This window comes from Nonomuraea sp. NPDC048882 (genome assembly GCF_040649755.1).
GTDB lineage: Bacteria > Actinomycetota > Actinomycetes > Streptosporangiales > Streptosporangiaceae > Nonomuraea > Nonomuraea maheshkhaliensis.
Window position 1 is genome coordinate 141,825 of sequence record NZ_JBEZGB010000014.1, and the last position, 19,183, is coordinate 161,007.

Annotated in this window: 25 protein-coding genes; 21 read left to right on the plus strand and 4 right to left on the minus strand. The window is 70.6% G+C overall.

Annotation, left to right across the window (positions count from 1 at the left end; all coding sequences use genetic code 11):
• The first annotated feature begins 13 nt into the window (after window positions 1-13).
• Window positions 14-1,246, plus strand: a complete 1,233-nt coding sequence (gene cobA / locus AB0C27_RS40310) for a uroporphyrinogen-III C-methyltransferase (protein WP_357855900.1) — start codon at window positions 14-16, stop codon at window positions 1,244-1,246.
• Window positions 1,247-2,088: 842 nt separating this feature from the next.
• On the opposite strand, the gene AB0C27_RS40315 is transcribed toward cobA, so the two are convergent.
• The gene (locus tag AB0C27_RS40315; protein WP_357855903.1) at window positions 2,089-2,754 is read right to left on the minus strand and encodes a hypothetical protein; all 666 of its coding nucleotides are present in this window, start codon (window positions 2,752-2,754) and stop codon (window positions 2,089-2,091) included.
• A gap of 51 nt (window positions 2,755-2,805) precedes the next feature.
• Between AB0C27_RS40315 and AB0C27_RS40320 the strand changes: the two genes are divergently transcribed.
• The 20 genes from AB0C27_RS40320 (at window position 2,806) to AB0C27_RS40415 (ending at window position 17,227) form a co-directional block, all read left to right on the plus strand.
• Entirely contained in the window at window positions 2,806-4,755 is a 1,950-nt protein-coding gene (locus tag AB0C27_RS40320; RefSeq protein WP_357855906.1) for a dynamin family protein, read from the plus strand.
• A gap of 5 nt (window positions 4,756-4,760) precedes the next feature.
• A complete protein-coding gene (locus tag AB0C27_RS40325; protein WP_357855910.1) occupies window positions 4,761-6,374 on the plus strand; it encodes a YfjP family GTPase in 1,614 nt (537 codons plus the stop codon).
• An 872-nt stretch (window positions 6,375-7,246) separates the two neighbouring features.
• Window positions 7,247-7,789 (plus strand): hypothetical protein, encoded by a 543-nt coding sequence (locus AB0C27_RS40330; RefSeq protein ID WP_357855913.1) that lies wholly within the window; start codon window positions 7,247-7,249, stop codon window positions 7,787-7,789.
• Between the two features lie 225 nt (window positions 7,790-8,014).
• On the plus strand, window positions 8,015-8,407 hold the full coding sequence (locus AB0C27_RS40335) for a helix-turn-helix domain-containing protein (protein WP_357855916.1): 393 nt from the start codon (window positions 8,015-8,017) through the stop codon (window positions 8,405-8,407).
• Between the two features lie 30 nt (window positions 8,408-8,437).
• Entirely contained in the window at window positions 8,438-8,662 is a 225-nt protein-coding gene (locus AB0C27_RS40340; protein ID WP_357855919.1) for a hypothetical protein, read from the plus strand.
• Window positions 8,663-8,683: 21 nt separating this feature from the next.
• Window positions 8,684-8,845, plus strand: a complete 162-nt coding sequence (locus AB0C27_RS40345; protein ID WP_357855922.1) for a hypothetical protein — start codon at window positions 8,684-8,686, stop codon at window positions 8,843-8,845.
• Between the two features lie 88 nt (window positions 8,846-8,933).
• A complete protein-coding gene (locus tag AB0C27_RS40350; RefSeq protein WP_357855925.1) occupies window positions 8,934-9,086 on the plus strand; it encodes a hypothetical protein in 153 nt (50 codons plus the stop codon).
• A gap of 140 nt (window positions 9,087-9,226) precedes the next feature.
• Window positions 9,227-9,355, plus strand: a complete 129-nt coding sequence (locus tag AB0C27_RS40355) for a hypothetical protein (RefSeq protein ID WP_357855928.1) — start codon at window positions 9,227-9,229, stop codon at window positions 9,353-9,355.
• Complete coding sequence (locus AB0C27_RS40360; RefSeq protein ID WP_357855931.1) at window positions 9,352-10,875, plus strand: hypothetical protein; 1,524 nt, start codon at window positions 9,352-9,354, stop codon at window positions 10,873-10,875. The genes AB0C27_RS40355 and AB0C27_RS40360 overlap by 4 nt, the downstream gene beginning before the upstream one ends.
• A complete protein-coding gene (locus AB0C27_RS40365) occupies window positions 10,872-11,342 on the plus strand; it encodes a DUF3307 domain-containing protein (protein WP_357855935.1) in 471 nt (156 codons plus the stop codon). The genes AB0C27_RS40360 and AB0C27_RS40365 overlap by 4 nt, the downstream gene beginning before the upstream one ends.
• Window positions 11,342-11,641: a hypothetical protein gene (locus AB0C27_RS40370; RefSeq protein ID WP_357855938.1), complete on the plus strand. Its 300-nt coding sequence runs from the start codon at window positions 11,342-11,344 to the stop codon at window positions 11,639-11,641. The genes AB0C27_RS40365 and AB0C27_RS40370 overlap by 1 nt, the downstream gene beginning before the upstream one ends.
• Window positions 11,638-13,755, plus strand: a complete 2,118-nt coding sequence (locus tag AB0C27_RS40375) for a hypothetical protein (RefSeq protein ID WP_357855941.1) — start codon at window positions 11,638-11,640, stop codon at window positions 13,753-13,755. Before AB0C27_RS40370 ends, AB0C27_RS40375 begins: the two co-directional genes overlap by 4 nt.
• A 269-nt stretch (window positions 13,756-14,024) precedes the next feature.
• On the plus strand, window positions 14,025-14,297 hold the full coding sequence (locus AB0C27_RS40380; RefSeq protein ID WP_357855945.1) for a hypothetical protein: 273 nt from the start codon (window positions 14,025-14,027) through the stop codon (window positions 14,295-14,297).
• Entirely contained in the window at window positions 14,297-14,509 is a 213-nt protein-coding gene (locus AB0C27_RS40385) for a hypothetical protein (protein WP_357855948.1), read from the plus strand. The genes AB0C27_RS40380 and AB0C27_RS40385 overlap by 1 nt, the downstream gene beginning before the upstream one ends.
• 84 nt (window positions 14,510-14,593) lie before the next feature.
• Window positions 14,594-14,782 (plus strand): hypothetical protein, encoded by a 189-nt coding sequence (locus AB0C27_RS40390; RefSeq protein WP_357855951.1) that lies wholly within the window; start codon window positions 14,594-14,596, stop codon window positions 14,780-14,782.
• Between the two features lie 449 nt (window positions 14,783-15,231).
• Window positions 15,232-15,456, plus strand: coding sequence for a hypothetical protein (locus tag AB0C27_RS40395; RefSeq protein ID WP_357855954.1), 225 nt, complete (start codon window positions 15,232-15,234; stop codon window positions 15,454-15,456).
• Window positions 15,457-15,469: 13 nt separating this feature from the next.
• The gene (locus AB0C27_RS40400; RefSeq protein WP_357855957.1) at window positions 15,470-15,631 is read left to right on the plus strand and encodes a hypothetical protein; all 162 of its coding nucleotides are present in this window, start codon (window positions 15,470-15,472) and stop codon (window positions 15,629-15,631) included.
• Between the two features lie 155 nt (window positions 15,632-15,786).
• Window positions 15,787-16,824: a tyrosine-type recombinase/integrase gene (locus AB0C27_RS40405; RefSeq protein WP_357855959.1), complete on the plus strand. Its 1,038-nt coding sequence runs from the start codon at window positions 15,787-15,789 to the stop codon at window positions 16,822-16,824.
• 92 nt (window positions 16,825-16,916) lie between these two features.
• Complete coding sequence (locus AB0C27_RS40410) at window positions 16,917-17,072, plus strand: hypothetical protein (protein ID WP_357855961.1); 156 nt, start codon at window positions 16,917-16,919, stop codon at window positions 17,070-17,072.
• On the plus strand, window positions 17,069-17,227 hold the full coding sequence (locus tag AB0C27_RS40415; RefSeq protein WP_357855964.1) for a hypothetical protein: 159 nt from the start codon (window positions 17,069-17,071) through the stop codon (window positions 17,225-17,227). Before AB0C27_RS40410 ends, AB0C27_RS40415 begins: the two co-directional genes overlap by 4 nt.
• 57 nt (window positions 17,228-17,284) lie before the next feature.
• Here the strand turns inward: AB0C27_RS40415 and AB0C27_RS40420 are convergent, their stop codons facing one another.
• From AB0C27_RS40420 to AB0C27_RS40430, 3 genes are all read right to left on the minus strand, one after another.
• A complete protein-coding gene (locus AB0C27_RS40420; protein WP_357855967.1) occupies window positions 17,285-17,491 on the minus strand; it encodes a hypothetical protein in 207 nt (68 codons plus the stop codon).
• A 50-nt stretch (window positions 17,492-17,541) separates the two neighbouring features.
• Window positions 17,542-17,718, minus strand: a complete 177-nt coding sequence (locus AB0C27_RS40425; protein ID WP_357855970.1) for a hypothetical protein — start codon at window positions 17,716-17,718, stop codon at window positions 17,542-17,544.
• A 209-nt stretch (window positions 17,719-17,927) separates the two neighbouring features.
• Window positions 17,928-18,998: a hypothetical protein gene (locus AB0C27_RS40430; RefSeq protein ID WP_357855973.1), complete on the minus strand. Its 1,071-nt coding sequence runs from the start codon at window positions 18,996-18,998 to the stop codon at window positions 17,928-17,930.
• Between the last annotated feature and the right edge of the window lie 185 nt (window positions 18,999-19,183).

The following is a 19,183-nucleotide window of genomic DNA, read 5'->3' on the forward strand; positions in this document are numbered from 1 at the left end:
GGAGATTCCCCCCATGGGCCCCTACCTCCTCGGCCTGCGGCTTTCCGGCCGCCGGGTGCTCGTCGTGGGCGGCGGCCGCGTCGCCCAGCGACGGGTTCCCGCGCTGCTAGAGGCCGGTGCGGAGGTCACCGTCGTGTCGCCGTCGGTCACGCCGGCGCTCGACGACCTGATCGCCGCCGGCAGGGTCACCTGGCACGCCCGGCCCTACGAGGTCGGCGACTGCGACGGAGCCTGGCTCGTCCAGGCCTGCACCGACGACAGATCCGTCAACACCGCGGTCGCCGCCGAGGCGGAGGCCAAGCGCGTCTGGTGCGTGCGCGCCGACGACAAAGACGCCTCCGCCGCCTGGACCCCGGCCAGCGGCCGGGTCGACGAGATCAGCGTGGCCGTCACCGCGGGCGGCGACCCGCGCCGGGCCGCGGGCATCCGCGACGCGGTCGTCGGGGCGCTGCGCGACGGCACCGTCGACGCCCGGCGCAACCGCACCAAGCCGGTCGGCGTGGCCCTCGTCGGCGGCGGCCCTGGCGACCCCGGCCTCATCACGGTGCGCGGGCGCCAGCTCCTCGCCCAGGCCGACGTGGTCGTCGCCGACCGCCTCGCGCCCCGGGGGCTGCTCGACGAGCTCGCCCCCGACGTGGAGCTGATCGACGCCGCCAAGGTGCCCTACGGCCGCTCGCTGTCCCAGGAGACGATCAACGAGCTCATGGTGGACCGCGCCAGACAGGGCAAGTTCGTGGTCCGGCTCAAGGGCGGCGACCCGTTCGTGTTCGGGCGCGGCGGCGAGGAGATGATCGCCTGCGCCCACGCCGGCATCCCCGTCCTCGTCGTCCCCGGCATCACCAGCGCCGTCGCGGTGCCCGCCGCGGCAGGGGTGCCGGTGACCCATCGCGGGGTGAGTCAGGAATTTCATGTCATCTCCGTGCACGTGGCTCCCGACGACCCCAAATCCACCGTTGACTGGCCTGGCCTGGCGCGTTCCCAGGGCACCCTGGTGCTGCTGATGGCTGTCGAGCGGCTGGCGAAGGTGGCCGAGGCGCTCCTTCGCGACGGACGTGCTCCGGACACTCCCGCAATGGTGGTGCAGGACGGTACCCTTCCGACCCAGCGGGCGGTTATCGCTTCCCTTGCCACCGTGGCCGACCGCGTGTCCGCGGCTGGGATACGGCCGCCGGCGATCGTCATCGTCGGCGATGTCGTGAGGGTCGGCCAGGAGGTCGCAATGGTTCGAGCGGAGCGCTTGCCGTGAACACGGCCAGGGATGACGGACGGCACGAGTCAGCCGGAGAGCAGACGTTGAGCTTCCGCGCGCTGACCGACGAGGCCCTTGACCAGGGCCTTGACCACAGCCATGAGCAGGGCCATGAGCAGGGCCGGGGCGACGACGCCCACAACGGCGCCGACACCCGCGACACCCCGGACCGCGCTGGCGGCCCCGGCCGAGCGGACCGTTCCGCGCCGGGCGGCGGCGACGGGCCACGCGGCTCCGGCCGGAGGGCCGATGCCGCAGCGGGCGGCGATGCGGCGCGCGGCGGCTCCGCTTCGGGCGGAGGTGCTGGGGCGCGCGGCGGTTCCGGTCGTCCGGATCGTTCCGTTCCGGCCGGTGACGATTCGGATGGCGGCTCCGGCGTCGCAAATCGCCCCGTTTCGGGCGGCGGGTCCGGTGTCGCAGGCCGTCCCGCTTCGGGTGGCGGCTCCGGTGTGACTGGTCGTCCCGCCTCGGGTGGTGGGTCCGCTTCGGCCGGTGGCTTCGGCGGGAGCGAGCCCCGTGAAGGGTCTCGTGAGGGGTCCGGTACGGAACCGGGCGGGCGGTTGCCCGTTCGCAAGCCACGCAGGCCCTCCTTCCGCGAGCCGGCCGCCGAGCCCCCTGTGCGGGAGAGCGGGAGCGACAGCCGGGAGCCCGGCCAGTGGTTCCGCGACACGCCCGCTCCGACGCAGGTCCCTTCGCAGGCACCTCCCGAGGCGCCCAGCGGCAGGCCCTCCCTGTTCGAGAAGCCTGCCGCGCTACGACGCCCCACGACGCCCCAGGACCTTGAGGCCCTGCGACCGCCGGCCGGCTTCGACGACCCTGAGCCCCCCTCGGGGCGGCCCTCACTCTTCGTCAAGCCCGCCTCCCACGGCGGCCCTGGCGCCCAGCCCGCCCCTCCCGCCGAGCCCGTCCGGGAACAGGGCGAGAGCCTGTGGGTCAGAAAGCCCGCAGACACCGCCCGCCCCGCCGAGCCCTCGACCACGGGAGACCGCGGCATCGCCGGGTCGGACTCCGACGCGGAAACCGCCAGGCGGAAGGACACCGCCGGCCCTGCCGAGTTCCCGACCACGGGAGGCCGCGACACCGCCGCCGGGCTTGACGCCGACACGGAAGCCGCCGAGCTGGCTGATGCCGAGCCAGTCGCCACCGAGCCAGTCGCCACCGAGCCCGCTGATGCCGCGCAGGCCGGTGAACTCGTACCGGAAGCCGGCGAAGCTCGGGTAGAGGAGCCGGACGCTCAGCCATCCGCTGATGAGGCACTCACGGACGCGCGGCCGTCGGCTGATGACGCGCACGCGGACGCACAGACAGCGACGGGCGACGCGCTCGCGGCAGCGGAACCCGGCGACGTGCTCGCTGGTGAGGGCGCTGAGACCGGTGACGCGCTCGCGGACGCCGACAAGGCACGTACCGACGCCGACGGAGCGCGTACCAAGGTGGGCAAGGCGGGTACCGACGCCGGAGATGAGCTCGCCGACGGCGGCGACGCACATGTGGATGCCCTGCACGAGGCGTCTGAGGCTGACCCTGCGGATGCCCGTGGCGACTCCGCGAGCGCGTTGACTGCCGAGGACGCTGAGGGCGCTGTAGACACGGATTCCGGTGAAGTCGGCTCTGCGGAGGCCGAGAGCGGCGACGCGGCCGTGGAGGCGGCCGACGACCAGCCCGCGCCTCGCGACGCCGACCAGTCCGTGGCACCGTCCGACGATTCCGACCAGCTCTCGGCCACGTCCAGTGACGCCGACCAGCCCGCGTCCACGTCCGACGATTCCGACCAGCCCGCCACCACGTCCGGTGACTCGGGCCGGTCCACTCCCACCCCAGGCACCTCCGAAGCCCCTCTCCGCAAGGGGGAGCGGCTGGAGGACCTGCCCCCCGAGGCCGTCCAGGCGCTCACGACGGCGCTCGACGCGTTGCGCGCCAGCATCGCCGACCTGCGCTTCGGCCTCGATCTCCCCGGTTCCGCCGAAGCCAAGCGCACGCAGGCCGACCTCCTGGCCCAGCTCGACAACTACGTCCTGCCCCGGATCAGGACCCGCACCGCCCCGGCCCTCATCGTGATCGCCGGTTCGACCGGAGCAGGCAAGTCCACGCTGGTCAACAGCCTGGCCGAGAAGAACGTCTCGCGTACGGGCGTCCGGCGTCCCACCACCGGCACCCCGGTCCTGGCTTGTCACCCCGAGGACCACAAGTGGTTCGCGGAAGGCGAGCTGCTCGGCGCGCTCCAGCGCCTCGACAAGCCGACCCAGGAAGCCGCGATGGCCGGCCTGGTCATCGTCCCGACCGAGAAGCTGCCGCAGGGCGTCGCGCTGCTCGACACCCCCGACATCGACTCGGTGGTCGAGGAGCACCACGAGATCGCGCACCGCATGCTCGACGCCGCCGACCTGTGGATCTTCGTGACGACGGCGGCCCGCTACGCCGACGCCCCCGCCTGGAACCTGCTGCGGCTGGCCAAGGAGCGCGGCGCCCGCCTGGCGATCGTGCTGTCGCGGGTGCAGCAGAAGTCCGCCGACGTGGTGCTCAAGCACTTCGGGCGGATGCTGAGCGAATACGGGCTGGGCGACATCGACCGGTTCGTCATCCACGAGGCGGAGGTGGCCGACGGCAGGCTGCCCGACAACGAGATGACCGACCTGCGGCTCTGGCTCGCGGAGCTGTCCGTGGACGAGGATCGGCGGGCGCAGGCCGTACGCGACACGCTGAACGGCGTGCTCAACAGCTTCCGCACCCGCGTGCCCGCGCTGGCCCGGCACCTGGAGTCGCAGGTCGCGTTCCGGGCCGAGCTGCGCAGCGACGTGGAGGCGGCGTACCTGAGCGCCCTCAGCACGATCGACAAGGCCTCCAAGAACGGCTCGCTGCTGCACGGCGAGGTGCTGGCCCGCTGGCAGGACTTCGCCGGCTCCGGCGACCTCATGCGTTCGCTGCAGCTGCGCAGGCGCGGCCGGGCGGCCAAGCAGGCGCCCGAGCGGGTGCTGGCGTTCAAGGCGGCGGTCCGTACCGGGCTCGAATCGGTCATCGTCGCCGCCGCCAACCGGGCCTCCGAGGAGGTGGCGGCGCGCTGGCGGCACCGTTCCGAGCTGGGCGCCAAGCTCGGGGAGAACCTCGACCGGCCGTCCGACAACCTCGTCCGACACACCGGCAGGGCCATCGCGTCCTGGCAGGACCACCTGGGCGAGCTCGTACGCACGGAGGGGGTGGCCAAACGGTCGGTGTCGAAGCTCGTCTCGTTCGATCCCGAGTCGCTCTCACTGATCTTCATGGTCGCCATGTTCAGCGGAAGCAACGGCGAAGGGGTGCCCCACCGGCTGGTCAACGCCCTGCTCGGCGCGGAGTCGCTGCGCGGCATCGGCGCCAAGGCGCTCAGTGACCTGCGGGCAAGGATCGGCATGTTGTTCGACGAGGAGGCCATGCGTTACGTGCAAGCGCTCGATTCCGCCGGCATTCCCGACGAATCCGTCGCCACCCGCCTCTATCAGGCTACGTACAACCTTGAGGTCGCGCGATGACCACCATGACCACGAGACCCGGGCTCGCACCGCGGTTGGCCGCGCTCACCAAGGTGGTGGAGCTGGGCCCGGGGCGGCTGGACAAGAAGCTGCTCGACGAGGCCGCCGGGCTGCTGAAGCGGGCCGGTGACCGGCTCAAGCTGTCGTCGGAACACACCGTCGTCGCTCTCGCGGGCGGCACGGGCAGCGGCAAGTCGTCGCTGTTCAACGCGCTGTCCGGGCTGGAGCTCTCGCCCACAGGCGTACGCCGGCCGACCACCGCCCGTACCCACGCCTGCGTGTGGGGGCTGGAGGGCGCGGGTCCGCTGCTCGACTGGCTGCAGATCCAGTGGCGGCACCGCTTCTCCCGGGCCAGCGCGCTCGACAAGGGCGACAGCCAGCTGCACGGGCTGATCCTGCTCGACCTGCCCGACCACGACTCGATCAGGGCACTCACCGACACGGAGGCCGACCGGCTCATCGGGCTGGCCGACCTGGTCGTGTGGGTGCTCGACCCGCAGAAGTACGCCGACGCCTCCACTCACCGGCGCTACGTGACGGAGCTGGCCGGGCACGACGCGGTGACCGTGTTCGCGCTCAACCAGGCCGACCGGCTCACCACCGAGGAGCTGGCCGAGCTGGTCATCGACCTCAACGACCTGCTGCGCAGGGAAGGCGTGGAGCATCCCAGCGTCGTACCCACCTCGGCGGTCACCGGTCGCGGCGTCGAGAGCCTCAGGAGCGTCATCGCCACCGCGGTCAGCCGCCGGCGCGCGGCCATCCAGAAGCTCGAGGCCGACCTGCACCGGCTGGAGCAGAAGCTCAGCGAGGCCATGCCGATGGGCGAGGCGCTGTCCGCGCCGTCCACGGTCGACGAGGCCCGCAGGATGGGGCTGACCGACGCGCTGTGTGACGCGGTGGGCGTTCCGGCCGTGGGCGAGGCCATGGAGAACGTGTACGCGGAGCGGTCCGACCAGTGGGTCGGGTGGCCGTACCCGAGGTGGATCGGGAAGTTCCGTACCGACCCGCTGAAGAGCCTGCGGCTGGACGACGTCGGCCAGGAGATCCGCGGCATCACGACCACCTCGGTGAGCGCCCAGTCGGCCGAGGTCGCCAACGCGGTGCAGGCGCTGGCCGACGGGCTGTCCATGGGCATGCACCCGGTGTGGCGCACGGCGGTGCACCAGGCGGCCCGGTCCCGTTCGAGCCAGTTGCCGCAGGCCCTGACGGAGGACCTCACGGAGGTGGCGCCGCAGCTGGACCGCGTACCGGGATGGTGGCGGGCGCTGAAGGTGTGGCAGTACTTCCTGGTCCTGGCGTTCGTGGCCGGGCTGGCCTGGCTGGTGGTGGGCCTGCTCATGCCCGGCCAGCTCCCGCCCGCCTTCGAACTGCTGGGCGAGAGCGCGACGCTGCCGTGGGTGGGGTTGATGATGGCCTCCGTACTGGGGCTCGGGGCACTGTCGGGCATCGCGTCCCGCAACTTCGTGGAGCTCGGGGCGTCCAGGGAGAGGGAGCGGCTCGAACGGGAGATGAGGCGCAGGGTCGCGGCGGTGTCGACGACCATGGTGGTGGAGCCGGTGGAGCGGGAGCTGGGCCGCCATCACGCGTTTTACACGGCTATGCGGGACTTGTCCGTCTGACCCTTCCCGAGAGAACCCAAGCCTGAGCCGACTGCGCTTCGCAGAACGCTCAGGCCCCGAACGGCCTTACCTCGAACGACCTTGCGCCACAACGGCCTTTCACCAGGCCAGAACGGCCCTGCCCCAGAACGCCTCTTCCCGGGGCGGCTCCGGGACGACGTGGTGCGAGCCGATGTGGCGCGAGTCGATGTGGCGCGAGTCGACGTAGCGCGAGACGAACGATGATGGCGGGCTCCCTCGGGGCCCGCCATTCTCATGCCAAACACCTCCCAGGAACCCGGGGAGGTGTTTGGCGAGTCACACGGCCTCAGCCCTTGCCCTGACCAGGGCTATACAGCCGCACTCGCCCGCGAAACCCCCGCTCACCCGCCCCAGACTGCCAAAGCCGCAGACCGCCAAGGGTCGCAGACGGCCAAAGCCCGAGACCACCAAGCCGCAGCCGACGCGGTCATCCACAGCCCCAACCCTCCCAAGCCCTTCATCCACAGCCCCAACCTCCCCCAACCCCTTCATCCACAGAACCCCGTTCGGCACCCCCTCCCCCCACCCGCACACGGCACCGTGTTCCCAGATCGCGGGCAGCCGGCCCGCCGCACTGGGAGGCATGAGATGAACGACATCTCTTACCTGGGGTTTCGCGACCTGCTGATCAACGCGTCGAACATGCTCTGACCTGCTCGAACGCTGTTGTGTAGTGATGGGTTGTGTTGGGCTCGATTCGGCTGTCTGGCGGCCCACAGGCGGCCCAGAGGCTCCGCGACAGGATGCCGACGCCCCTCTTGAACCGATCCGGTAGACCGGCATTTCGCCGCCACCTAGCGTGTCTGATACACGACACATCGTGATCAGAATCGTTCCCCCCAGGAGCACCCATGCGTAACACCGTCGGCCTCGCGCTCGCCACCCTCATGCTCGCCGGATGCGCCGCAGCCTCCCCCGCCAGCGTCCCCGTGGAACGCTCCAGCGCGCCCCCCACGCCCACGCCCTCGACATCTGCGAAGCGGCAAGTCGGCAGCAGCCAGGAGTCGATCGACGCGGACTCCACGGTGGCCGTGACGGCGCTCAGGCTGCGAACCCCGTTCGAGGGCCGGTTCAAGCCGGACCGGAAGGGCTTCGTGTACGCCGGCCTGGAGGTGAAGCTGTGCGTTACCCGCGACGACCAGCCGGAACCGGTCGCGGTGTCGTGGGCGCCGTGGTCGCTCTCGTACGAATCGGGGGTCGTGGTGCAGGCGGCGAGCTCCTACTCGCCGGCCTGGTGGGATGAGCCGCTGTATCCGCAGGACCACATCGTTCGCGAGGGCAGGTGTGTGCGCGGCTGGATCCCGTTCGAGGTGCGGCTGGGTGATGGCCGGCCGAGCGTGGTCGCCTACCAGCCGGGTGCCGGGTCGCCTCTGGAGTGGACGGTCGCCAAGTAGACGCAACCTCGGTGTGACGGGGCCCTGACGCTGCCGCGTCGGGGCCCTTTGCGCTGCCGCCGGGTCGTTGTCCTGCGACTTTGCTGTGTTGAGGGTTGCGAGCCCATGTTGCATGTTGTAGCGTGTTGTTGCACGCAAGGAATGCAACAACAAACGGGCCCGCCAGGTGCGCTAACACCTGACAGGCCCTTGATTCACCACCTGCGCTAACAGGAGGAGAACCCAGTGCTCAACCCTATCGGCATCACCGCCCGCGAAGCGGCGAACGCCTACAACGTCTCGCCCCGCACCATCCGCCGCTGGGCCCAGACCGGCCGCCTCGACGCCGCCAAGGACGCCTCCGGCCACTGGGTGATCACCCTCGACACTCCCTCCCTGGACGGCTTCAAGCCCGCCCAGGTTGAGCGCGCCCGCGAACTCATCGCCCAGGGCGGCATCGTCCCCGTCCGTGGCCGCCGCATCTTCCTGGCGGTCAGCAACGACGGCGACCGCACCTACCTCACCGCGCCGCAGGCATGCAACTGCAAGGCGGGCATCAAGGGCCGCTACCCCTGCTTCCACCGCATCGCCGCCGTCATCATGTCGGCCGCTACCGCGCCCGTCCGCCGCGCCGCCTGACCCATCCCAACCTTCGCACCGGGGGAAACCATGGCCTCGCCCGACTACCAGCCCCGCGCCGGCGACCGCATCCGCGTCACCCGCCGCCGCAACGGCCGCACCCACTTCGTCAAGACCGGCGTCGTCACCGAGGTCTGCCTGCCGCACGGCTACCGGTGGACGGAGGACGAGGGCGGGCGCCGGTTCTTCCTGGCCACCTCCGAGCAGGTCGCCACGATGCCCGGCTACAGCCAAACGATCGAACGCATTTCCTAACCCATCACGAAAGGAACGATCATGCGCAGTAAGAAGAACTGGATCATCGGGCTGGCGGTCGCCTTCGCCCTCTTCTACCTGCTCTCGCGGCCCGCGCAGGCAGCCGAGGCAGTCAACGGCGTCATCGCGGGCGTCATCAACAGCGCCGACCAGTTGGCCGTCTTCCTCAACCACCTGGGCTGATCGCTGAGGCTGCAGGTCCCCGCCCGACCAGTACGGGCGGGGTGCCTGGAGCAGAGCGCTCCGCCCAACCAGAGCGAGGGAGACACCGTTGAAGACCGCCGACGAGAAGCAGGCCGCCAAGTCCGCCGCCGCCCGCCACCGCGCCGCCAAGCACAAGCGGACCGCCGAGCAGGACCGCCGCGACGGCGAAACCTACATGAGGCTCATCCGCGCCGTCTCGCGCGGCGTCACCTGGACCTGACCGCCGAGCTGGTCCCCGGCGAGGCGACTCGACCGCCCCGCCGGGGACCGAACCCAGACCCCGCCCCTGACTCGACCAGGAGAAGGATCAATGTCACACCCTGTCACAACGCCCGGCCAGGTGCACCCGGCGGTGATCGCATGACCTCCGAGGAGATCGAAGCCACCCTCGACGCGGTCCAGCAGATGGCCCGCCCGGACAGGCCCACCGTCGCCACCAGCTCCTGCACCGACCCGAACTGCGCCGGCTGCAAGGCAGGCGCCCGATGAACCTCGACCAGCTCGTGACGCTCCTCAAAGAGGCCATCGCCAGCGTCCCCGACACCGTCTGGCCCGCAGCCGGGTTCGGGGCCACGCTGTTCTTGCTCTGGCAAGCCAAGCGCGCCGCCGCCCGCGCCGCCACGCCCGGTGCCGACCTGCTCACCTACGCCGCCGCCGCCATCGCGACCGGCGTCTCCATGCAAGGCATGTGGCACTTCTTCGAGGTCGTGTTCCCCGGCCTGCCCGTCCCGCTGCGCATCGCACTGTTCGCGTTCATCGAGATCGGCATGCTCGCCAGCGCCGTCCGGGCCCGCCACAACATGCGAGACTCCGCCGAGCGCGCCAAGGCCGACCCCTTCGTCCGCCCGTCCGCTGGCGTCGACGGCACCGCCGTATGGGCCCTAACGGCCCTCACCGCTGTCCTGTCGTCCCTTGAAGCCGCCTCCATGCCCGAGTTCATCTTTCGGCTCGCTGCCCCTCTCGTGGCCGCGTGGCTGTGGGAGCGCGGCATGGCGATCGAACGGCAGCGCATCACCGGCCGGACCAGAATCAACTGGCGGATCACCCCGGAACGGATCCTGGTCCGTCTCGGCCTGGCCGAAGCGAACGATCGCACCACCTCCGAGGTGGACGCGCACCGCAGGCTGACCAGGGTCGCGCTGGCCGCCAAGAAGGCCAAGGCGCTGCGCGACGGCGGCGCGAAACCGACGAGCCTGGCCCGCGCGCTGGCCAGGCTCGACAAAGCGATGGATAAGGCCGTCGAGCACACCGCGCTCAGCCGCGACCGAGTGGTCCAGGCCGCGCTGCTCGACCAGGTGTCCACCCTGTACGGCGCCCCTCGGCTGCTCGACCTCACCGGCCAGGCCCCGTGGGAGCACCTCGACCACCCTGCGGTGACCGGCCTCATCCGAGACAGCGAGGCCGTCATCCTGGCTGCCGCGCTCGACCGGAACACCGCACTGCGCGGCGAGGTCTACCCCATGGCAGTCGTGGCCGGCGACCGGTCGGCGACCACCGCCGCGACCGGTCGCAGTTCGGAGACACTGCCCGTGCCGGTCTCCGATGACGCGCCGCCGATCTCCGGCGAGGGACGGTCCTGGCTGGCCAATCTTGTGCCCTGGTCGCGTCCGGAGCCGCGACCGGTCGCCGACGACGCCCCCGATCACCGGTCGGTCGCGGAAGCGGTCACGGAACCGGTCGCCGACGACGGCCCGGACGCGGAGGCGGTCGCGACCGAACCGCGACCGGTCGCCGACCAGAAGAGGCCCGATGAGCAGGACCGACGCAGGGCGATCCGCTTCTACATCGGCCGTGCGAAGAAGCTCAACCCGCCGTCCAAGCGGACCCTCGCGGACTGGACCGGGTTCTCCGAGACCTGGGCGCTGAGCTGCATCCAGGAAGCCCGCCAAACCATGATCACCGAGGGCTGGAGCTTCGACGACAAGGGCACCCCGATCGCCCCGCGACCGGTCGCAGAACCGGTCGCGACCACCCCACCCATCACGTCCGTGAACGGAGCCCAGAAGTGACCGGGTACACGCTCGTGAAGCTCGCTGTCTTCGCCGCCGTCTTCTGCACCCTGTACGCGGCCCACACGTTCGGCGACCACTGGGTGCAAACCCACCACCAGGCGTGCGGCAAGAGCGCCCCCGGCTGGGCTGGCCGGGTCTGGTGCGCCCGCCACGTCATCAGCCTCACCATCACCAAGCTGGTCGCGCTGCTTGCGCTTGCCGTGGTGACCGGCCTCGACCTGCACCCGGCCTGGATGGCGGCGGGGCTGGCGGTGGACGCGGTGTCGCACTACTGGGCGGACCGGCGCACCACCCTGGCCAAGCTCGCCGAGCGGCTCGGCAAGCAGGACTTTTACCGGATGGGCCAGCCCCGCGAGGGGACTGACGACCAGCCCCACCTAGGGACGGGCGCCTACGCCCTCGACCAGTCCTGGCACGTGGCCTGGCTGTTCGTTGCCACTCTCATCATGGCCGGAGGCGCGTGATGTCGGACTTCCTGATCGGCGCCATCGTGCTGCTGTCCTTCGTCTTGCTCTCCCTCCGGCCGCTCACGGCCGACACCCGCACATGGACCGACATCCGTGCCCGCGCCCGGCGGGCCGGCTGGGGCCGAGTCTTCGTCGGCGTCCTGCGCGTCGTCATCGTGACCAGCCTGCTCGTCCTCGTCCGCGCGTGCCATATGTGCTGGCGCGTTGCCGCGGTAGTCGGCTCCGCGCTCACCCTCGCCGCTCTCATCGTCGAGGCAATGTCGAGCCCGGCCCCCAGTCGAGTGGAGGCGTCGTGACCAGGCCCTTTCGCATCGTTCCTAGCCCGCCCGACGACGAGTCTGAGGAGCCCATGCAGGTCACCGAGCACGACGTCGAGACTGGCCGCGAGGTCGAGCTGCCGCAGGAAAAAGACGCTGAGGTGGCCGTCGAGGAAACCCTCACCGGTCCCCCCGTCGACCTGCCCGCCGAGCCGGAGCCGCCGAAGGTGTTCGCCACCATCACCGGCCGCGCCCTGGTCGAGCGGCAGCCGATCGTGCCCGCCTGGGCGCGCTCCAGGCAGGATTTGAAGGCGGCGGCCCGCTACGTCGCAGGTCAGGCCGGATACCGGGTCGCGTTCCAAGCCAGCCGCACCCCCGTCTACGTGGGGCGTGCGCTGCGGTGGGCACCCGTCGGCGGCGGCCGGCTCATCGCCCGCGGATGGCGGTGGACGTGGGACGTGGAAACCACGCCCGCCCGGAAGAGTGCACTGGCCAGCGGAAACGTGGACGAGTACGAGCGGCTGCTCGCCAAGCGGAAGGAGAACGTCAAGAGCCGGGTGCCGCTCGCCGGCGGCGCGATCGTCGCGACGGCCAGTGGCGGCGCGGTGGCGTGGCTGACGCTGCCGTGGTGGGCTCAACTCCCGCTGTGGGGGAGCGTCCTGTTCGGGCTAGCTCGCGTGGGCCGCCCGGTGGACAAGCCTCTGACCAGCCCCGCCGTGCAGGTGACCCGGTTTGAGCGGTTGACGGCGGAGAAGGTGCGGGAGGCGCTGTGCTCGATCGGCGTGGCCGGGCTGAAGGACCCGAAGAAGATCACGTTCCCCGCACAGATCCACCGTGACGGGCCAGGCCAACTCGCCCGCTGCAACCTGCCGATCGGTGTCGAGGCGGTGGACGTGTGCGAGAAGCGCGGCAAGCTGTCCAGCGCGCTGCGTCTGCCGATCGACCAGGTGTGGCCCACCGCAGGCCCCGACCACGCTGGCCAGTTGGACCTGTGGGTCGGCTACCAGCCCGCCTCGAAGATGAAGCCGCCACGCTGGTCCATCGCCGAGGACGGTTCTCGTGCCAGCGTGTTCGAGCCGGTGGACTTCGGCGCTGACCAGCGGCAACGCGCCGTCGCCGCTCCGCTGTTCGCCCGGAACTGGCTGATCGGAGGCATGCCAGGCAGCGGCAAGTCGTACGCGGCCCGCGCGTTGGCGCTGGTCGCCGCGTTGGACCCGTACGTCGAGTTCAAGATTGCCGAGTACAAGGGGACGGGCGACTTCACCGACTTCTACGACGCCGGCCTGTGCTCGGTGTACGTGTGCGGCGTCGATGACGAGGCGATCGAGGACGGCGAGCGCATCGTCGACTGGGCGCTGGTGGAGGCCGAACGTCGCGGCAAGCTCATCAAGAAGTTCCGCGCGGAGGGCCGGGCCCCGGAGGGCAAGGTGACGCCTGAGTTGGCCGCGGCCGGTGTCGGCTTGCACCCGGTGGTCATCGTGCTGGACGAGGTGCACGAGCTGTTCGGCGCCAGCAAGGAGGCCGCTGACAAGGCGGAACGCGCCATCAAGCGTGGCCGGGCGCTCGGCATCATCTTCATCCTGGCCACGCAGATCCCGGACAAGGACAGCTTGCCGCCTGGCATCACGCGCTGCGTGAATATGCGCTGGTGTCTGGCGGTGCAGGACCACATCGCGAACGACATGATCCTCGGCACCGGCTCGTATAAGCGGGGCATCACGGGCACGTCGTTCCGTCCGGAGATTGACGCCGGCTGGGGGATGGTGACCGGGCTCGCTTCGCCGACTGCCGTGCGCAGCCAGTACCCGGACGAGAAGACCACGAAGAAGATCCTGGAGCGTGCGATTCACCTGCGTGGCGGGCGTCCTGCCTGGGCGGATGAGGAGGAGACGCCGCGCGTGGACGTGCTTATGGACGTTCGGCGGGTCTGGCCGAACGGGAAGCCCGGCGCCCAGTGGCAGACCCTGCACGGGCGGCTGGTCGAGAGCCGGCCGGAGCTGTACGCGGACATGACGCCGGAGGCGTTGAGCAAGCTGCTGGTCGGTCTGGGCGTCCCGAGCGTGGACGTGAAGGCGGACGGCAGGGCGCTGAAGGGGTGCCGCTGGGAGGCCCTCACGGGGGCGTTGGAGGCCAGGGAGTTGCCGCGTGGGTAGCGCGGCCTCGAACCCCCCCCGCAGAGCGCCTCTCAGGGCCGTTTTCGGGGACCTGGGAGGGGCGCGCGACCCGCGACCTTCCGGCGTTTTCCCAGTTCAGATAGGTCGCGCGGCTAGGTAGCGGTTCCGCGACCCTCTTCGGGGTCGCGACCCTCCGCGCGACCCCGCGAGCGGGAGGTTGCGGGCGCTCTCTCACCCCTTTCGGGAGGGCCGCCCGGAGCAGCCGCTCCAGTATTCCCTACACAGCCGATCAAGAAAGTAGGAAATCTATGCCGAAGTTCCTCGACAGGCTCGCCAACGCCGCCGATCGGCTCGCAGGAGCCGGTGCCAAGAGCCGAATGCCCGACGAACTGGCCGCCAAGTACAACCGCGCATCCTCGGCCGTCAATCAGGCGATCGAGCTCTCGCAGGTGGCCGTCAACCTCGGTGCCACCCGCGTGGCGAGGAAGCAGGCGGAGAGGCAGCTCGTCGACGCGGTCGGTGAGGCCGAGGCGGCGCGGCTGATGAAGCAGTCCGCCAAGAAGATCCGGGACTCGTTCTGATGTCCGCCTTCTCGAAGAAGACCGTGCTCGACCGCTATCGGGTCATCGTCAACGGTCACTCCGCCAAGAGCGCCATCACCAAGCGCACCGCGGAGTCGTACGCCGAGCTGGCCCGCGGCAACGGGCTGCAGGCGCACGTCGAGCCGACTCAGGTGTGCGAGGTGTGCGGGCTGCACCGGTGTGGCGGCGCGGCGACCTGCCCGGACGCGTAGGCGCTGGCGTTGCGGATCGCGCCCGACTTGCGCGGGCGCGTGTCCGGAGCAGCCAGCTCCACTCCAACGACGAAAGGACCACCAGTGCGACTGCTCAAGAAGACGCCCAAGACGGTCGAGCCGCAGGTGATCAAGCGGCACTGCCGGCCGTGCAACGGCGTCGGCAACAAGGAGTTCACCGACTACACGCAGAAGCCCAACGAGCAGGGCGCGTACCCGGTCGTGGCGCGGCGGTGCAGGGACTGCAACGGCCAGGGCTGGACAGCGGCCTGATGACGACCAGGCAGGAGGCTCAGCGCGGACTGTGCCGCGCCCTGTAGCGCTCATTGCGGATCCCCGCCCGCACAGGCCGGGCGGGGTGTCCGGAGCAGAGCGCTCCCAGCACGTCACGAGACGAAGGAGGCCCGAAGTGGGTGTCGCCAAGAACGTCAACTTCAACGTCGAGATCGATCCGGAGGGCGGATACAAGGGCACCCTGCCTTGTCCCGCGCCCGGATGCGGCGCGGACGCGGAGATCAAGAGCAGTCGCGAGGAGGGGCCCTACAGCGGGTCCTGCAGAAGCGGCCACAGGCTGGAGTGCCCGGCTGCGAAGCCGGGTTGCGCCCCGTCGTCGTAGCCGCGTTGCGGGTGCTCGCCCGGTCGGCTCCCCGGGCCGGTCGGGCGCCCGTCTCCGCTACCTGACCCGCGGGCAGCCCCGTTTCTCGATCAGAGAGGACACGTGCATGTTCAAGAAGAGGAAGCCCGTCGAGGAGCCAGTGCGGCACGACCAGATCATGCGCCTGATCAAGCTCGGCATGGAAGAGACCGACGCCGCTGACCGCGACATCGACGAAACCCCCAGCCCGCTCTTCGACGCGGCGAAAGCGCGGATGGACGCCGAGCTGCTCAAGAGCACGAAGGCCGAGATCCGCGCCGCGTACGACGCTCTCAACCGGCACGGCTACTGACGAAAGAGATTCGATGCCTCAGGTCAAGTACTTCGTGATGATCTACGACGGCCGTCCATTCGGCGGCACCCCTCACGCCGTCTACAGCGACGCCGAACTTGAGCGGCTGAAAAGGGAGGCCAAGGAGGCGGGCGTACGGATCAGCGTCCGCGAGGCGACGGACGACGACCGCTGAACCGCGCACCCTCGTGCGGGCCGCCCGAGACGCTATCCCGATCTACTGAGGAGGTTGCATCCGTGACTTCGGAGACCGTCGCCGAATCCGGTTCGGTTGATCCCCAAGTCCCCCCACCGGGACTACATGACAATGTCCGTTATCATGCACCGGCCGTGATCTTGGGGGAGTGGGCGCCCGCCATCCCCCAAACCGAACCCGACTCCAACCCGCCGCTCAACCTGACCGGCCGGCCACCCGCCCGCACCGTCCACGAACTCGCCCACCTCCTCCGCACCATCGCCGCGCCGCCCGCCGTTATGGAAGCCACCGCCGCATGGCTGTCCGGAGAACGCCGAGCCGCACCCGCCACCATCCGCGGCTACGTGCGCGACGCCTCCTGGTGGATCGCCTACGCCACCAGCCGCGGACTCGACCTCACCAACTCCGACCCCATCGAAGCCGACCTGTACGCCGCGGCGCTCCGCAGCGCAGGCCACTCCGACGCCACCAGGGCACGCCGCATCTCCGCAGCCTCCTCCTGGTACACCTATCTCGTCCGTGCAGGCCGGGCCGCCGCCAACCCCTTCGGAGCCGGGATGGAGAGGCCCCGCCTGCCGGACGTCTCAGCCACGCGCGGCATGAGCGGAGACGAGCTGGAACGGACGCTCGCCTACGCCCGCGAACGAGAATCGGCCCGCACCTTCGCCATCCTCGCCGTCATGGTGGCCACCGCGTGCCGTGATGGATCCATCATCGCCGCCCCGCTCGACGCGCTCGGCCACGACCGCGGCCACCGCGTCATCGACCTGCCCACCAAGGGCGGCAAGACGAAACGCCTGATCCTCCCGCCGCTCGCCGCCGAAGCTGCCGCCCGCTACCTCACCGAACGCGGCAGCGCGCCGGGCCGGCTGTTCATCACCTCGACCGGGCGGCCGATCGACCAGCCCTACCTGTACCGGCTCGTCAAGCGCGTCACCAGGGCGGCCGGGGTGGCGGAGGTGTCGCCGCACGGCATCCGCCACTCGGTGCTCACCCTGCTGCTCGACAAGGGCTACCCGCTCCACGTCGTGCAGGACCTGGCCGGGCACGCGGACCCGCGCACTACCCGCCGCTATGACCGGGCGCGCGAATCGCTCGACCGGTCGCCCGCCTACGAGCTGGGCCAGCTGCTGGCGGCCGGCGTGGAGCGTCATGCCGGGCGCTGGTCGTAGCCCGGCCGTCCGGGGTGCCTCATCCGGCGGCGTGCCGGGTGGGGCGCCCGGGGCGGCCGGACCCGGCCAAGACCCCGCAGCAAGAAGGCGAGGTGCTGATGTACGACGACGACCCGAAGTACCAGAGGCTGCGCAGGATCCGCGAGGAGGAAGGCTACGACGGTCCCCTCAACCAAGACGACCTGAAAGTGGGGCCGCTCGACCCGCGCGCCCAGGTGCTGGACGCGCTGCGCCGGACGGGGGCGTGACGGACCGACCGGACCACGACATCCGGGCCAGCCTCTACACCACGATCGAAAACGACCACTCAGACCACTGGGCCAGCCAGGAGCCGTGCGACTGCGAGTCCGGCGGCACCATGTGGGAGAGAAACGGCAAGGCGTGGCGGCCGAATAAACGCTGACCGCATACGAGAGCCCCGGTCCGCTTCCCCACGGGCCGGGGCTCTCGCACATCCACGCTACTCGCCGTAGAGAATCGCCCGCAGCTCACGCCAGCGCGCATCCGAGGGATGCCAGAACCCGATCTCGCCGTAGGCGCGGGCCTGGGCCTCGGTGCCCCGGTAGCGGGCTTGGCGGACGAAGACGCCCGTCTCGGGGTGGAACACGTTGACGATCTGGCGGCCGACGCCGGGAACGACGCGCTCGGCGGGGATGGGACTGGCCATGCGGATCTCCTCTCGGTTCAGGTGCGTGCGCTCGACGTCGGCGGCGGCCTTCACTCGTCCACCCTTAGGGCCTTGCCCAGGTCTTTGATCGCCTGGCGGGCGACCTTGGCCGTCATCTCCGCGGCCTCGTTGTGCCGGCGGTCGGCGGTGTGCGTGGCGGACTTGCCCACCTCGTCGGCGACGGCGAGACGGTTGCGGGCGTCCCCGGCGTTCTTGCTGGTGCTCATGTGGCGGCTCCTGGTGCTGGTCGGCGTCGACAGGCGGTTGCTGTCCCCCACACCGACACGAGCATGCTACAACATGCAACAACAAGCATCAAGAAGCAACGTGGCCGGGAACGTCGGCCGGACATGCGAAAGCCCCAGACCGCTTCCCCACGGCCCAGGGCCCTCACGCGTGATACCCGCACGCTCGCGGCGTGCACCCCGCCCCTACATCAGCTTTCGATCGCCGCCCGATACGCCTCGCCGAGCTCCCCCGCCTCCGGCAGGCCGCGCCGCTCCACCGCAGCCACCAACTCCGCCACGCGCCACCAGCTCGACGGCACGATCTCCCCGCTCCCCACAGCCGCCAACGCGATGTGCGCCGCCTCCTCCGGCTGATCCGTGGCCAGCAGCGCCAACGCCAAATCGAGTCGAGCGAGAGCCGCCCTGCGCGGCCGCGGTGGCCCCTCCGCGGGAGTCTCCATCCGGGCCAGCACCTGCCGGGCGTAACCCACCGCGGCCGGATCCCCCACCCACGAGAGCGTCGTCGCCGTGTACGCCTCGCTTTTGGCGGGGTCGTACTGGTAGTGGTGTTCGGGACGGTCTGGCATCCGCAGCGGAGACACCAGCCGATGAACGCGGGCCAGCACAGCCCGCGTCGCCGCTCCATCGCCGAGCCGCGCCCACGCCCGCCCCTCCTGCGCGGTCGCCTGGATGTACACCGAGCTGTCGCGCGGGGCCAGCAACTGCGCGCCCTGAGACAAGGTCAACGCTTCCCCGTAGCGGCTCTCGATGAGGGCCTGCCACGCCCGCGTCTCCACACACCAGGCGGCCAGCTCGGCATGCTCGGCATGGCCGGCCAACTGCGCCGCCGTACGCAGCCGTGCCGCCGCCAGCGTGTACTGGCGCAGATCGATGTGGCAGGTGGCGCCCAGCAGCGACAGCCAGCCGCCGGCCACCAGCAGCCGACGATGTTCAGTGAGCGTCTTGCGCCCGTCCATGAGCAGGGTCACGTAGTCGAGATGCCGCCGCACGCGGCCGAGAAGCTGCGCCGGCGGGCTGCTGGGGTAGGCCGACGCCAGATCGTCCACCGCGAGCTCCAGCCGCTCCAGGGTCTCCTTCCCGACGTCGCTGGCTGCTGCGCGGCGGGCGAGCTCCAAGGCGGAGATCTCGTCATCGGGGTTCGACTCGGCATCGTCGAACAGGATGCGCTCGCTCAGCCCGTACACGCGGCAGTACAGCTCGGTGTACTCGTCGTCAGGTCGGTGTTTGCCGCTCTCGTGGTCCCGGATTCTGCGGATCATGCTCTCGGGCTCTGGCATGGGTCTGTCGGCAACGCCAGCCAGTTGCAGTGCGAGATCTCGTTGTGACCATCCTCGCCCGGCCCGCTCCGCGCGCAACCGGCTAGCCCAGGCGGAAGCTTCGCTCATCTCGGCAACCTCCAGGGGACACAGGCGGACAGGGGCTGCGCCTCCATTGTCCTCTACCT

Bases quoted from the DNA above. Each gene is read 5' to 3' on its own strand.
- cobA (WP_357855900.1), top strand. From the start codon at position 14: ATGGGCCCCTACCTCCTCGGCCTGCGGCTTTCCGGCCGCCGGGTGCTC.
- AB0C27_RS40325 (WP_357855910.1), top strand. From the start codon at position 4,761: ATGACCACGAGACCCGGGCTCGCACCGCGGTTGGCCGCGCTCACCAAG.
- AB0C27_RS40330 (WP_357855913.1), top strand. From the start codon at position 7,247: ATGCGTAACACCGTCGGCCTCGCGCTCGCCACCCTCATGCTCGCCGGA.
- AB0C27_RS40340 (WP_357855919.1), top strand. From the start codon at position 8,438: ATGGCCTCGCCCGACTACCAGCCCCGCGCCGGCGACCGCATCCGCGTC.
- AB0C27_RS40345 (WP_357855922.1), top strand. From the start codon at position 8,684: ATGCGCAGTAAGAAGAACTGGATCATCGGGCTGGCGGTCGCCTTCGCC.
- AB0C27_RS40355 (WP_357855928.1), top strand. From the start codon at position 9,227: ATGACCTCCGAGGAGATCGAAGCCACCCTCGACGCGGTCCAGCAGATG.
- AB0C27_RS40360 (WP_357855931.1), top strand. From the start codon at position 9,352: ATGAACCTCGACCAGCTCGTGACGCTCCTCAAAGAGGCCATCGCCAGC.
- AB0C27_RS40370 (WP_357855938.1), top strand. From the start codon at position 11,342: ATGTCGGACTTCCTGATCGGCGCCATCGTGCTGCTGTCCTTCGTCTTG.
- AB0C27_RS40380 (WP_357855945.1), top strand. From the start codon at position 14,025: ATGCCGAAGTTCCTCGACAGGCTCGCCAACGCCGCCGATCGGCTCGCA.
- AB0C27_RS40385 (WP_357855948.1), top strand. From the start codon at position 14,297: ATGTCCGCCTTCTCGAAGAAGACCGTGCTCGACCGCTATCGGGTCATC.
- AB0C27_RS40395 (WP_357855954.1), top strand. From the start codon at position 15,232: ATGTTCAAGAAGAGGAAGCCCGTCGAGGAGCCAGTGCGGCACGACCAG.
- AB0C27_RS40400 (WP_357855957.1), top strand. From the start codon at position 15,470: ATGCCTCAGGTCAAGTACTTCGTGATGATCTACGACGGCCGTCCATTC.
- AB0C27_RS40420 (WP_357855967.1), bottom strand. From the start codon at position 17,491: ATGGCCAGTCCCATCCCCGCCGAGCGCGTCGTTCCCGGCGTCGGCCGC.
- AB0C27_RS40425 (WP_357855970.1), bottom strand. From the start codon at position 17,718: ATGAGCACCAGCAAGAACGCCGGGGACGCCCGCAACCGTCTCGCCGTC.
- AB0C27_RS40430 (WP_357855973.1), bottom strand. From the start codon at position 18,998: ATGATCCGCAGAATCCGGGACCACGAGAGCGGCAAACACCGACCTGAC.